The organism is Bifidobacterium sp. KRGSERBCFTRI (assembly GCF_025908335.1).
In genome coordinates, this window is sequence record NZ_CP109653.1 from 2,366,383 (window position 1) to 2,380,251 (window position 13,869).

Consider the following 13,869-nt stretch of genomic DNA (forward strand, 5'->3'; position numbering starts at 1 on the left):
CCTTTGTTCAGATCGCGCACGATTGTGGACGCGCGTGTGCGCCGTTCGAGCTCGCTCTTGCCGTTCAGGCAATCGGTGCCGGTGACGCGGTCGAGCGAGGCGAGCACGTCACGCAGACGTTGGGCGTCATGCACCTTCACCTGGTGTTCGCGCCCATGATCCGCCGTCTGCCGTTCGAAGACGACGGTGTCAGGGTCGTCGAGTCCTTTGAGCGAATGCACGAGCACCCACATGGCGACTGGATGCCAGTCCTTGGAGGGGTAGTCATTGAGTCCTATGAGCAGATCGACCACATCGTCCGGCAACAGGCTTTCTCCGGGTCGGTGAATGATCTCATTGGCGATCGCGTATGGCCGCAGCACCTCGTCGATGTATTCGATGCCCTCGCCCTTGCGCATATAGCGCTCGAGCACATGGTCCATGAAATCGGCGATGAGTGATTCACACAGCGGTGTCTTGGTGGCGATGAGGTCGAGATCCTTGAAGAAGCGTTCGATGCGTTCGGTGTCGTCGCCCATCGGCTCCATGATTTCGTCCCAATACCTGGCGTAGGCGTCGCGTGCCGCCGGTGAGATGGACGAAACCACCTTCGCCTTGAACACGTCGGAGGGGGTCAACGGCATGCCACGCATGTTCATCACGTCGAAGATGCGGTAGGCGCCGGAGATGTCGTCTGTGGTCACGATGACGAACATGACATCGTTGACCAGGTATTGCGCGAACTGGCGGCGTTCGTCGTCCTGCATACGCGCCAGGATGTCGTACGCGCATCTCGTGTTGCCCTGAATATTGCGCTGGGCCTGCGTGTGGATATCGGTCTCGCGCAGGTCGAACAGCGCCTCGAGGTCGCCCTGCTGCACGTATTCGCGGAAGAACCCCTCATCCTGCTCACGCAAGGTGAGTCTCGGCTCCGCGTTGATGCCACGCAGCTTGTCGCCGGCCTCCATAAGCAGTCCTTCCAGACTGGAGGTCAGCTGCGGGTCCTCCTCCAACGCAAGCAGGATCGAAAACAGGATCGACAGTGAGACCAGACGTTGCTGCCCGTCGATCACCTGGTGCATGCCGCGTTCGTCATGCACGAGAATCAGCGACCCAAGGAAGTACGGTCCGTCGTGCAACGCGCAGGCGTCCATGACGTCGTTGACGAGCTGCCGCATCTGCGCATCATGCCAACTGTATGATCGCTGGAACGAGGGTATGGTGAACCGGTAGTCGGAGGTGAACACCTTCGACAGCGGCTTCTCACTGGCACTAATCGACATCACGTCCCCCTTCCGGCATACGCCGATCGTGGCAGGGATGCGTGGTGCGCCCGCACGACGCCTGCCGGTCGCCCGCAATGATCGACACTGTTCTTTGCCTCACGCTGTCATTGTAACAAGGGTGACGCGCCGGGGTTCGTGCCGGCCTTAGATTCCCTCTTTCCATGCACGATATTCACGTGCCTTGCGCTGCCACTGTTCGTGGTCGGCATCGGTGATGGCACGGATCGGGCGGCACGGGTTGCCCACGGCAATGCAATGTGAGGGGATGTCCTTGACCACAACGGAGCCGGCGCCGATCACCACGTCGTCGCCGATCGTGACGCCCGGGCACACGGTGACGTTGCCACCGAACCATACGTCGTTGCCGATGGAGATTGGCTTGCCGCCCTCCAGCTGTTCGTTGCGCACCTGCGCATCGATCGGGTGATAGGGTGTGAGCAGGCTGACCCGCGGGCCGCAGAACACGTTGTCGCCGATGTCGATGCGTGCCACGTCGAGGAAGATGCAGTCGGTGTTCGCATAGAAATTCCTGCCGATGTAGGTGTTGCACCCGTAATCGGCGCGGAACGGCGGCTCGATGTACGAGCCTTCGCCGAAACTGCCGAACAGTTCACGGAACAGGGCTTCACGCTTGTCGAACTCGTCGTAGTCCGAACGGTTGATCTCCTGCACGAGCCTGCGACGCTTGAGGCTGTGTTCCTTGAGGTACGGGTCGTCTGCGATGTACAGCTCGCCGCTCAGCATGCGTTCGTACTCGCGGGTGTCGGCACTGGTTCCGTTGGTCATGGCGTTCGTCGTTCCTTGGGTTCGGGATTCATTCTCTGGCTCAAGGATATCCGAGGACGCACGGATTGCAATCCACGGCATCCCAGAACATTCCAATCTGCGCAGATTGGTGTATTCTGTTCTATGAAAGCGTTTGCAATACCAAACGAACGCTCTTTCAAAGGAGAAAGATATGACATTGCTGTGGAGCAGTCTGTTCACGATCATCGTCGTGGGGCTGGCACTGTGGGTCCTGTATTACATCATCCGCGCCGCTGTGAGCGCCGGCATCAAAGACGCCTATGCCCAGATGGGGTTCATTCGCGAGCCCGACACCAAGGAAGACCAGCTGCAGCGTAGGCGTGAGGAACTGCAGGAAGAGCGCGTGCAGACCATCGTGAATTCCGAGGCGGATCGAATGTCGGGGAAGAACGGCAAGCACTGAACAAGCGTTGAAATAACGTCTTATATGGGAAGGGGCGCACCTCGTTGGAGGTGCGCCCCTTCCCATATAAGACGGACCAATGCTCACTTCATGAGATTGCGCAGCACGTACTGCAGAATGCCGCCATTGCGGTAATAGTCGGCCTCACCCGGTGTGTCGATGCGCACAACCGCCTCGAATTCAGTCTTCGAGCCGTCTTTGTGTGTGGCCTCGACATGCACGCTTTTTGGCGTGACGCCGTTGTTCAGCTCGGTGATGCCGGTGATGCTGTAGGTCTCGGTGCCGTCAAGCCCCAGCGATTCGGCGGACTCACCCTCGGGGAACTGCAATGGCAGCACGCCCATGCCAATGAGATTCGAACGGTGGATGCGCTCGAAGCTTTCGACGATGACGGCCTTGACCCCGAGCATCGCAGTGCCCTTGGCGGCCCAATCGCGCGAGGAACCGGTGCCGTATTCCTTGCCGCCGAGCACGACGAGCGGCACGCCGTTGTCGATGTAGTCGCGGGACGCCTCGTAGATGGTCGTCGGCTTCATCGCCAGGAAATCGTAGGTGTAACCGCCGGGCCTGACCTCCTCTCCCACCGAGGCGAGGAGCATGTTGCGCAGACGGATATTGCCGAAGGTGCCGCGCACCATGACCTCATGGTTGCCACGACGCGATCCGTATGAGTTGAAGTTCTTCGGCTCGACGCCATGTTCGACGAGATACTTGCCCGCCGGGCTCGAGGCCTTGAACGCACCCGCAGGAGAGATGTGGTCCGTCGTGACCGAATCGCCCAGCAGCGCGAGCACGCGTGCGTCGCGAATGTCCTCGACCGGAGCCGGCGTGGCGCTCATGCCGTCGAAGAAGGTCTGCTTGCGCACGTACGTGGACTCCGGGTTCCAGGCGAACAGCTCGCCCTCGGGAACATCGAGCCCCTTCCAACGCGAATCGCCCTCGAACACGCTGGCATAGTCGTTGAGGAACATCTCACGGCTCACATTGCCGCTGACCACCTGCTCCACCTCGGCATTCGTGGGCCAGATGTCTTTCAGATAGACGTCGTTGCCCTCAGGATCCTTGCCAAGCGCCTCATGCTCGAAGTCGAAGTCCATCGTGCCGGCCAAAGCGTAGGCGATGACAAGCGGCGGCGATGCCAAGTAGTTCATCTTGACATCCGGGCTGATGCGCCCTTCGAAGTTGCGGTTGCCCGAGAGCACGGCGGTGACGGTGAGGTCGTTCGCATTGATCGCCTCGGAGATCTCGGGCAGCAGCGGGCCCGAATTGCCTATGCAGGTGGCGCAGCCGAATCCCACCAGTTCGTAGCCGAGACGATCGAGGTCGTCTTGCAGCCCGGCCTGTTTCAGGTAGTCGGCCACCACCTGGGAACCGGGGGCCAGCGAGGTCTTCACCCATGGCTTGGGCTTGAGGCCTTTGGCGACCGCATTACGGGCGATGAGGCCGGCGGCGATCATGACCGAGGGATTCGATGTGTTCGTGCACGAGGTGATTGAGGCGATGGCCACATCGCCGTTCGTCAATTCGAAATCACCCCGGAAATCGGTGGAGACGGGAACAGGGTTGCCGTTCGTCTTCTCGGTGATGTATCCGGGAAGCGTCTGCTCGAAGGTGGTCTTCGCATGGCTGAGTTCAATGCGGTCCTGCGGGCGCTTCGGTCCGGCGATTGACGGGACCACGGTGGACAGGTCGAGCTCCAGGTACTCGGAATAGCTCGGTTCCACGAAATTCGGATCGTTGACGTCATGCCACAGCTTGTTCGCCTTGGCATAGGCCTCGACAAGGGCCACCTGCTCCTCGGAGCGACCGGTGAGACGCAGATAGTCGAGGGTCACCTCGTCGATTGGGAAGATGCCGCAGGTGGAGCCGAATTCGGGGCTCATATTGCCGATCGTGGCACGGTTCGCCAGCGGCACCGAGGCGATGCCCTCGCCATAGAACTCGACGAACTTGCCTACGACGCCATGACGACGCAGCAGATCGGTGATCGTGAGCACCACATCGGTTGCGGTGACGCCCTCGGGAATCGATCCGGTGAGCTTGAAGCCGACCACGCGCGGCACCAGCATCGAGATCGGCTGGCCGAGCATGGCCGCCTCGGCCTCGATGCCGCCGACGCCCCAGCCGAGCACGCCCAGACCGTTGACCGTCGTCGTATGCGAGTCGGTGCCCACACAGGAATCGAGATAGGCCAGCGTGGTGCCCTTCGAGAGCTCCTTGCGCATGACCACCTGCGCCAGATATTCGATGTTGACCTGGTGGATGATGCCGGTTCCCGGCGGCACCACGCGGAAGTTCTCGAAGGCCTGCTGCCCCCAGCGCAGGAACCGGTAGCGTTCCCCGTTGCGCTGGTATTCGATGTCCATGTTGATCTCGACGGCGTTCTCTACGCCGTAGGCGTCGATCTGCACCGAATGGTCGATGATCATGTCGGACTGCACCTGGGGGTTGATCACCTCGGGATCGCCGCCAAGCGACTTGACGGCATCGCGCATCGTGGCCAGGTCGACCACGCAGGGCACACCGGTGAAGTCCTGCATCACCACACGCGAGGGGATGAACTGGATCTCATGGCTCGGATCGGCCGCAGGATCCCATGCGAGCAATTCCCGAACCTGCTCATCGGTGATGTTGGCGCCGTCGATGTTGCGCACCAGGTTCTCGACCAGCACCTTCAGCGAGTACGGCAGGTGATCGACGCCTTCAAGATCGGCGATGCGGTAGTAGTCATACGACTTGTCGCCCACCTTGAGGACATCCAGCTGTTCGTCGCGCAGAGACATAGTTCCTCCGAAATCTCATGGATGTTGCGTGCCACTAACACTACAGGGCGTTTGTGTCAACCCTTTTTCAGCCGTTTGTATTGTGAGATGCGCCATTAATCCCGGTCTCGCGGCCCGCCTCCCGCATCCACTTGGGCAGGAAGCGCGAGAACACCCAGATGCTGATGACGAACAGCACGGTGGCGACGGCCATCTGCAGCAACAGGATCCACACCGCGCGCCCCGCGGGCAGCCCGAATGCGAAGAAGCGCGCAATGAACGGGATGCACGCGCCGATCACGCCGGCGGCGGCGAAGGCGAGCACCAGCCAGCCACGCCATGAATTGAGCGGCTTCGACACCCTGGACAGCACGTAGATGCCCATGAGGAACAGCACGGTGGCACACATCGAACGCAACCAGAACAGCTGCTGCTCCGAGGTGAACACATTCCAGTGCATGAATCTGGGAATGAACCAGGCGCTCAGCAGCACCGAAAGTCCCGTGGCGATGCCGCAGGGCACCGAGAACGCGACCACCCTGCGTAGGAAGCCGGGAATGTAGCGGCGCGTGTTCGGGGCGAGAGCCAGGAAGAACGCCGGTGCGCCAATCGTCAGCGCACCGATGTAACTGATGTGGCGGGGCAGATACGGGAAGGGAATGCCCATGAGCACCACGCCGAGGGAAATCAGCGCGGAATAGGCGGTCTTCGTCACGAACAGGCTCGCCACACGCTCCATGTTCGCCATCACCTGCCGACCGCGCGCCACCACGTCGGGCAGATGCGAGAACTTCGAATCGACGAGCACCACCTCGGCCACGGCCTTCGTGGCCGGTGCCGCATTGCCCATGGCGATGCCGAGATCCGCCTCCTTGATCGCCAGCGCGTCGTTGACGCCATCGCCGGTCATCGCCACCACATGGTCCTGCGTGTGCAACGCCTGCACAATCGCCTTCTTCTGTTCGGGCAGCACACGGCCGAGCACGTCCACTCCCTCGAGCACCCGGGCCAGCTCATCGACGTTCTTCGGCAGCTCACGTGCGTCCATCGCCACAGGCTTGCGCTCGCCGGTCAACTGCACCTTCGCGGCGATGGCGCCCACGGTCACCGGGTTGTCGCCCGAGATCACACGGCAACGCACGCCCTGTTCACGGAACCAGCGAAGCGTCGGCTCGGCATCGGAACGAATGTGCTCCGAGCACAGCACGATCGCGACGGGCACCGCCGTACGCTCGAGTTGCGGGTTCGTTTCGAAATCGGCAGGCACATCGCCGCCGGGAACATGGGCGATGAGCAGCACGCGGTTGCCATTGTTGGCGTATTCGTTCACCTGCGCGAGAATCTGCTGGTATTCGCCGTCGAAACCGCTCAGCAGCACCTCGGGGGCACCCATGTACCACACGCCATTCTGGCCTTCGTCGGGAAGGCCGTGGAACGCGACCGCGCTCCATTTGCGCGCACTTGAGAACGGCACGCGCACCAAACCTGCGGAACCGGAGAAGCCTTGCTTGCCGAGCCCCTCCAACACCGCGCGTCCGGTGCCGTTGGGGCTCTCCTCGTTGGCGAGGTCGTATAGCGCCTGCATCGCATGTTGTTTGTTCCGGCAACCCGGCAGCGCTATGAAATCGTCGTACACGATGCCGCCGTCGGTGATCGTGCCCGTCTTGTCGAGATTGAGCGCATCCACGCGTGCGAGGGTCTCCACCGAGTCGAGGTCCTGCACCAGCGTGTTCTTGCGGGCAAGGCGAATGGCGGCGAGCGCGAAATTGAGTGACGTGAGCAGCACGAGCCCCTCGGGCACCATGCCCACGACGCCGGCCACGGAGGAGACGACAGCTTGGCGCCATTCTCCGGTCGCGATGGCGTTGTGCCAGCCGCCGACCGTGCGCATCTGCGTGACAATGAGCAGCATGCACAGCGGCACCACGAGGAACGTCATGAACTTGAGGATCGTGTTGATGCCCTTGTTCAGGTCGGAGACGTTCTTCTTGTACACCTTCGCCTGAGCGGTCAACGTGGCGGCATAACTGTGGGCGCCGACCGCGGTCACCTTGACGAGCGCCATGCCGGAGACGGCCGTGGAACCCGAATACACGGTCTCGCCCTCCTGTTTGCGCACGGTGCGTGACTCGCCGGTGATCATGGACTCGTCGAGCTCCAATCCCCAGGTATGCAGAATCTCGGCGTCGCACGGGATCTGCTCGCCGGAGCGGATCCACAGGCAGTCGCCGAGCACGATGCCGTTATGCGGGACGTCCACATCCTTGCCATCGCGGCGCACGAGGTAATCGGAGGCGATCAGAATGGAGAGCTTGTCGAGCGTGCGCTTGGCCCGCAACTCGGTGACGATGCCGATGCCGGTGTTGATCAGGATGACGAGGCCAAACACCGCGTCTTTCCACGAACCAGTGATGAGCACCATGACCATGGCGGTGAAGATGATGCCGTTGAACAACGTGAACACATTGGCGCGCACGATATCCGCCAGGGAACGCGACGTCGACGACTTCACCTCGTTCGTCTGGCCGCGCTCCACACGGTCGCGCACCTCGGCTGCGGTGAGCCCCTTCTCGGTGACGTCGGGCATATGTGCATGGTCGTCGCCACCTTGCGCACCGGTCATCGATACGCTCTGCTGTGCATTCGCGGAATCGCTCATGTTCGCCAGTCTACTCAACCGTACGCACGCAGGGGAATACGCCGGTGGTCAGGAACGCGTGCTGACGACGATCTCGCGCTCATGGGGATGGTCGAAGATCACCGAACGCAACGCCTCCCCCATGGGCTGCGCGTCCATCATGCGATCGTTGACGACGAAGGTGGCGGCGAACAGCTTGGTGTCGCCGGGCACATCGGCCGGATTGAGCAGCACGACCGGTATGCCCGCATTGCGCGCGTTGGCGAGCGCCGTATTCCACTGCGACTCGTCGTCATGGAAGGTGAGCCCGCTGATGACGATGACCTTGGGATGACGGCTCACCGCATCGCTCACCGCCTTCCGTGCGAAATCGGCGGCGCGTTGCGGGTCCGCCGAGTACTGCTGCACACCGGTGTAACTCGCCTTGAACTCCTTGGTGGCGAGCGAGCGCATCACCAGCTCATCCGCGCCACCGTGCGGCGAGCCAATCACCGCGACGTCCAGCCGCGCACCGGTGTTCTCATTGTGGTTGTGCTCATAGGTCTCGTTGTTTTGCGTGTCCCCCACCGCCGCACCTTTCGGCGTGCAGCCGGCCATCAGCGCCAGCGCCGCCACAGCGCATGCAATGGCCGCCAGCCGTTTCGTTCTCCGTGCCATGTTCCTCCCGCCTGCCGCGCTTCCCGTGCCCATCTCACCCAGTCGTAGCTCGGGTGCCGTGATGCATATAGCGTAGCGTGATTTCGTCATATCTGCGCAAATCTGCGACAGAACAACGCATATCGGCGTCCTATTTCGCCAAATCAACGCAGATTGGCGCAAGTACGACGACAATACGGGCATCTTTTCGTCCGTGTACCGCCAAAGTGCAGCGATATGACGAAAACAGCAGGTCTCAGCGAATGCAAGCACAGATTCGTGCCTGTGACCGCGACGAGCCATGGATACAAGCCCGCACCGGCACGGCACCGCCGGCAGATACGCGCTCTCTCCTCTCATTTCACGAAGACTGCGACGGTCTCCACATGGTGGGTCTGCGGGTAGATGTCGAAGGCCGCGATGGAGTGGATCCGGTACCCATGTTCGGTGAGCGTCGCCGTGTCACGTGCAAGCGAGGCCGGATCGCATGCGATGTAGACGACGATCGGCGCACCGCTGTTCGCGATCTTATGGCACACTTTGGCCTTCGCGCCGGCACGAGGCGGGTCGAGCACGACGATGTCGGGATGCGCGCGTTGAGGATCGATGTCCTTGTCAAGCGTGTGCAGCACGTCGCCGCACAATGCCTGCACGGTGTGGATTCCCGCGTTCCTCAGGTTCCGGCGCGCGTTGGCCACGGCGTCCTTCGCCCCCTCGATGCTCACGAGCTTGGCACGGTCGTCGAGCAGTGTGGCGAGGGGCAGCGTGAACAGGCCGGACCCCGAATAGAGATCCCAGATGACCAGATTGCGCCCATTGCGCGGTGCACGGTCGCCGGGCGTCTCACGAATCTGATCGATCACATACTGCGGAAGCACCATCGGCGCCTCGCGGTGCATCTGCCAGAATCCGCCGGCATCCACCGTGTATTCGAACGGTTTGCCGTCCACCATGATGGTTTCCTTGAGTGCGCGGCTGCCGTGACGCACTTTGCCGTCCACCATGATCGCATAGTTCCTGCCGATTGCCTTGCGCAACGCTTCGGGATCCGCAATCTGCTCGGCATCCACGCGCGGTTCGGGCACGGCGATGCGAATCTGCGCGTTCTCCGGCAGATTCCCGTCCCACACGCCGTTCATTTCGGCGACCTCGAGCACGGCACGCGTCGCCAGTGGCATCGTGTCGATCGGCACCCGCACATGGGTGCCCCGGCGGCGCATCGACGGGCGCCCCTCGTCGTCGGTGACCATCTCGATGCGGGTGCGCCAGTGAAGACCATGCGCCTGCTCATCCCCCGGCATCGCATATACAGGCACATCATCAAGGTCGACATGGCCTAGACGCTTCATCACATCCTTGAGGGTGGCTTCCTTCCAGCGTTCCTGGCCTTCCAAGGACACGTGGATGAGATCGGCGCCACCTGCTCCCCCTCCCATCGCAAGTGGTGCCGCCAACGGCCATAGCGGCTCCACGCGATCGGGGCTGGGTTCGAGCACCTCCACCACCTCGCCTGTCCAGAACCGGTCGTTGCGGTTCGTGGGTTCGTCGAGTTCGATGCGCACACGTTCGCCGGGCAACGCGAACCGCACGAAGACCACTCGGCCGTCAATGTGCGCCACGCACCTACCCTGATCCGCATATCGCTCGATGTCCACCGTGGCTTCCATATTCCGCCTTTCCGCTCAATACCAAACGAACTTAAGAGTACCGCATGCCATACATACGCGAGGGAGCCCGGTATTGCCGGACTCCCCCATGGCCCACTGTCGATGTGCCGCTGCTATTGGGCAGTCGGATGTGCGTCGCCGCCCTCAGTACTTGTGGATTCCCGCTCCTTCTCGAGCATGCGGTGACGGTGCAACGGGTCGGCGACGATGAGGTAGGAGATCCAGATCGCCAGCGCCCAGAACGGAATGCCCATGACCAGCCTCGTGGTGCCGAGCCACCCCACCTGATTCGTCATGTACAGTGGCACCTGCACGATGAGGCGCAACGCGAACAGGCCTATCCACAGCCATGTGATCCGGGCATACGCCTTGTAGAGCGCCCTGTCACTGCGCCAGCCGCTGAGCCAAGCCTTGAAATGCTCGGTGGGCAGCGATCGTATGAACTCCACGAGGAACCCGAGCCCCGGCACCCGTACCGCCATCGAGACGAGCAGCAGCACAATGTAGGCGGCGTTCGTAATGAACCCATACATGTAGTAGTTGCGGGCCTCGCCGCTCTTCCACGCCCAGAACAGGCATATGCCGACGGCGACGAGACCACCCAACGCGCCCATGACCGACTGGCGTTGAATGAGGCGTACGACCACCTGCACCACGGCAAGTGCGGCGGAGGCGATGACCGTCATACGCAGATCCGACGTGCAGATGAACAGCACGACGAACAGGAGTCCCGGAAGCATCGATTCCACGACGCCACGTACACCACCTATGGCGGCGATCACCGAGAACTCGTCGTTCTCCCCCGCATTCGCCAGTGCCGCCATGCCGCTTCGTGCGCGTGCCGGCCGGGTGTTGGAAGCGTGTCGCTCGTTCTGGTTGCTCATGACCTCGTTCGTGGGTGTTGGTCCGTAAATGTCGGATAGATGAGATGAGTAGGCGTTGCTAGGTGCCCTCAGCGCACTTCGGAGAACATCGGGCCTCGGCGCAACGTGGTCTGCTGCTCCACTTGCTGATCAGTGGACAACGGGCCATCCGGACGGCCGGGGATCTTCGAGTGGTCATCGCCTGCGAGATCGCCATCCTCCTCCTGGGCGGCGAGCGCACGGCGTTCATTCGGCGTCAGCGGACGGGCCATCGGAATGGGGTCGCGCGGCGACAACGGCTCATCGCCGCGCTCCACCACAATCTGTGCGAAGGCATCGTTGAGGATCTTCGTCTCGGTGCCGTCGGGGTCGGAGGCGGCCTTGCCGGAGAAGATACCCCTCAGCATCCACCGTGGGCCGTCCACACCGACGATGCGAGTGTGGGCCGTCTTGCCATTCGGCAGCTTGACCGGCAGCTTCACCTCGGTGCCGAAAATGCCGTCCACGGCCTCGGCCTCCGGATTCGATGCCAGCAGGTCCTCGCGCACGTCGTCCCACAGTCCCATCGTCTTCGGGGCGGCGAAGGCCTCGACCTCCAGGCTCGAATTGCCAATCGTCATCGTGGCCCCCACAATCTCATGGGTGGCGTTGTTCGCCTTGATGCGCAATTGGATGCCCTGCACGAATGGCAGATAGTAGGCGCCAAGTGAGAGGTACTCGTCGTAATCGGGGGCGTTCGCGTCATCCACATCCCACGGGCCGACCGTCTCGCCACGGCCCTCATAGTCGACACCGACCTCGGTGCGGGCGCCCTCAAGTACCTCAGTCTGCTCGTCGTCCTCGCTGTCTTCGACGGCGACGTCCTCGGTCCGCGAGTCCACCGCCTCGGCCAGACGCTCGTCATCCTGCTGCTTTTTCTTCTTTCTGCCGAATCCAAACAAGCCCATCATGCCTCCATGCAAGACGTATACCAATCGGTGAATAAGCTGTGTCCAACACTAGCACGCGCACTGGCAATGCACGTCAAATCAGGCCATCCCACGCCCAATCCACACACATCGACCCTGCACGCTGCGCCTCTCATACGTCGTAGCTGATCGTCAGCGGCGCGTGGTCGGACCACCGGCTGTCGTACGACGATGCGCGGTCCACCACAAAGCCGCGCGCCTGCTGGGCCAATTCGGGAGTGGCGAATTGGTAGTCCAAGCGCCATCCGGAATCGTTGTCGAAGGCACGCCCGCGCTGCGACCACCAGGTGTAGGGGCCTTGGATGTCGCCGGCGAGATCACGCATCACATCCACGTAGTCCATCTGGTCGATCCACTTGTCCATATAGGCGCGCTCGCGGGGGAAATACCCGTTGTTGTTCTCATTGGACTTCGGGTTCTTCAGATCGATCGGGTTATGCGCAATGTTGAAGTCCCCGCACACCACGGCCTGCCTGCCACCGCTTGCCGCCTCATCCTGCAACTGCTGCATGCGCTCGGTCATCGTGTCGAGGAAACGGTACTTCTGCGCCTCCTTCGGGTCGTCCACCAAGCCACCCGCATGCACGTACACGCACACGACGGTGATCACATACCCCTGTTCGGTGCGAACATCCGCCTCGATCCAGCGCCCCGAATCCACGTCTTCCTCGAGTCCGGGCAATCCCACGCGTGTTTCGAGCACCGGCATGTCGCTGATCATGCCCACGCCGGCGCGCCCCTTGATTCTGCAGACGTCCACCAGCGTATGCAGTTCCTCCGGCGACGCGATCTTGCCGGCATGCACATAGTCCGCCGCGAGCTCGCCGTAGATGTCGGCGATGATCTCCTGAGGCGCGCGCGTCTCCTGCATGCACCAGACATTCGGCGTATGCGCCTTCGCCCAGTGGTCGAATCCTTTGCGTTTGGCCGCACGGATGCCGTTCAGATTCGAGGTTGTGATTGTCAAAGCCATGCTTAAAGCCTACCAGCGCGCGCAACATATGGTTCTGGCGAACAGGTTTCATGCGGTGTTTCACATAAGCTGACATATGAAAGTCCCCTCGTCCCGCTCCCAACGAACTACTGTGTGAGCTGGGCGATGCCCACACCCGCCATCGCCGTGCTGTTCGATTACTGGGAGTGGATATGACCAAACCAACCGATTCCCCTGCCGCCAAGCTGCCCATGCCGCGTGGATTCAAGCTCTTCATTGCGCTCGCCGTGCTCATGGTGGTCGGCGCCGCCATCTCGCTGTTCGACAAAAGCGAGTTCTATGCGGACGTGTTCATCGAGATCTCAGTATTCTGCGTGTTCCTCGCCGGCTTCTTCACGAATACACGCACACTGCAGTTCGCCTATCTCGTCGGGGCGAACATCTATGTGATCGTCTGTCTGGGCGCATTCTCCACCGTGTTCTTCACGAAGATGAATCAGGGTGTGGGCGTGCTGCTGATCATCCAGATCATATTCTCATGCCTGAATCTTGTGCCGATCATCATCTACCACCTGACCGACCGCGAATTCTTCTATACCTACCAACGCCAGCTCATCTACCCCACGCTGTTCTTCGTGTTCGTGCTATTGGGGCATCTGCCAGGCGGCGATGTACTCACCAGCGAGGTCTCGCACGAGATCTTCTCCCTGATCATCTTCGCGCAGGCATTCGAGATCATGGACGCGATTCACAAGGTGGGCAAGGCGCACCATATGGCCGCCTATGCGATCAATACACAGCCGCTCGGCACGAAGCTGGTTCCCGATACCGATGATGCAGATGATTCCGAGGGCTCCCTCGACGAACCCGAGGATGTCGAGGAATAGACTTGCGTAAAAGGAGACAGATTAAGCAAGAATCTGTCC

11 protein-coding genes are annotated in these 13,869 nt (G+C 61.5%); 2 read left to right on the forward strand and 9 right to left on the reverse strand.

Features of this window, described 5'->3' with window-relative positions; all coding sequences use genetic code 11:
• Nucleotides 1-1,262, reverse strand: a 1,262-nt coding sequence (locus OGI63_RS10240; RefSeq protein WP_035136457.1) for a DUF262 domain-containing protein, incomplete at its 3' end; no start/stop codon positions are given.
• Nucleotides 1,263-1,409: 147 nt separating this feature from the next.
• Nucleotides 1,410-2,051 (reverse strand): sugar O-acetyltransferase, encoded by a 642-nt coding sequence (locus OGI63_RS10245; protein ID WP_004218733.1) that lies wholly within the window; start codon nt 2,049-2,051, stop codon nt 1,410-1,412.
• A gap of 172 nt (nt 2,052-2,223) precedes the next feature.
• Between OGI63_RS10245 and OGI63_RS10250 the strand changes: the two genes are divergently transcribed.
• On the forward strand, nt 2,224-2,475 hold the full coding sequence (locus OGI63_RS10250) for a hypothetical protein (RefSeq protein WP_004218732.1): 252 nt from the start codon (nt 2,224-2,226) through the stop codon (nt 2,473-2,475).
• An 83-nt stretch (nt 2,476-2,558) separates the two neighbouring features.
• On the opposite strand, the gene acnA is transcribed toward OGI63_RS10250, so the two are convergent.
• The 7 genes from acnA to OGI63_RS10285 form a co-directional block, all read right to left on the reverse strand.
• Nucleotides 2,559-5,258 (reverse strand): aconitate hydratase AcnA, encoded by a 2,700-nt coding sequence (acnA, locus tag OGI63_RS10255; protein ID WP_004218731.1) that lies wholly within the window; start codon nt 5,256-5,258, stop codon nt 2,559-2,561.
• Nucleotides 5,259-5,325: 67 nt separating this feature from the next.
• Nucleotides 5,326-7,896 carry an HAD-IC family P-type ATPase gene (locus OGI63_RS10260; protein ID WP_004218730.1) on the reverse strand — a complete coding sequence of 857 codons (2,571 nt, stop codon included), beginning with the start codon at nt 7,894-7,896 and terminating at the stop codon, nt 5,326-5,328.
• Between the two features lie 48 nt (nt 7,897-7,944).
• A complete protein-coding gene (locus tag OGI63_RS10265) occupies nt 7,945-8,532 on the reverse strand; it encodes a hypothetical protein (protein WP_004218729.1) in 588 nt (195 codons plus the stop codon).
• A gap of 335 nt (nt 8,533-8,867) precedes the next feature.
• Nucleotides 8,868-10,178 (reverse strand): class I SAM-dependent RNA methyltransferase, encoded by a 1,311-nt coding sequence (locus OGI63_RS10270; protein WP_004218728.1) that lies wholly within the window; start codon nt 10,176-10,178, stop codon nt 8,868-8,870.
• A gap of 113 nt (nt 10,179-10,291) precedes the next feature.
• Nucleotides 10,292-11,062 carry a DUF3159 domain-containing protein gene (locus tag OGI63_RS10275; protein WP_004218727.1) on the reverse strand — a complete coding sequence of 257 codons (771 nt, stop codon included), beginning with the start codon at nt 11,060-11,062 and terminating at the stop codon, nt 10,292-10,294.
• A 68-nt stretch (nt 11,063-11,130) separates the two neighbouring features.
• On the reverse strand, nt 11,131-11,988 hold the full coding sequence (locus OGI63_RS10280) for a DUF3710 domain-containing protein (protein WP_004218726.1): 858 nt from the start codon (nt 11,986-11,988) through the stop codon (nt 11,131-11,133).
• Nucleotides 11,989-12,121: 133 nt separating this feature from the next.
• On the reverse strand, nt 12,122-12,982 hold the full coding sequence (locus OGI63_RS10285; protein WP_004269170.1) for an exodeoxyribonuclease III: 861 nt from the start codon (nt 12,980-12,982) through the stop codon (nt 12,122-12,124).
• Nucleotides 12,983-13,155: 173 nt separating this feature from the next.
• Between OGI63_RS10285 and OGI63_RS10290 the strand changes: the two genes are divergently transcribed.
• Nucleotides 13,156-13,830: a membrane protein gene (locus tag OGI63_RS10290; RefSeq protein ID WP_004218724.1), complete on the forward strand. Its 675-nt coding sequence runs from the start codon at nt 13,156-13,158 to the stop codon at nt 13,828-13,830.
• Nucleotides 13,831-13,869 lie beyond the last annotated feature (39 nt).